This window comes from Anoxybacillus sp. LAT27 (assembly GCF_022030075.1).
In the GTDB taxonomy this organism is placed as follows: Bacteria; Bacillota; Bacilli; order Bacillales; family Anoxybacillaceae; genus Anoxybacillus; species Anoxybacillus kestanbolensis.
Genome location: NZ_JAIWYK010000200.1, coordinates 1 through 263, shown reverse-complemented (window position 1 = coordinate 263; position 263 = coordinate 1). Strand labels below are relative to the sequence as shown.

Here is a 263-nt window from a genome sequence, read left to right as displayed (position 1 = left end):
AAGCATCGTCCCGAGCGCCAGAACGATCGCTAGAAAGCCTAGCGTATTGCCAAGCCCTGCTTTAATCGAATCGATGATGCCCGGCGTTTCCGGCGACGGCGCGATAAGCGGCATGCCCATCGCCAGCCCGACGCCGACGGACACTAAAATAAGGGCGACAAACGGATGCATTTTCGCCGCCGTAATGAGCAATAACAAGACAATAATAGCGGCCACAACAATGGCAATTCCCATCATGCACTCCTCCTTAGCTTTGAGATAAA

Annotated in this window: 1 protein-coding gene; it reads right to left on the bottom strand. The window is 53.2% G+C overall.

Annotated elements, in window-relative coordinates; genetic code table 11:
• Nucleotides 1-234, bottom strand: a 234-nt coding sequence (locus LD028_RS09120; RefSeq protein WP_237811627.1) for a GntP family permease, incomplete at its 3' end; no start/stop codon positions are given.
• Nucleotides 235-263 lie beyond the last annotated feature (29 nt).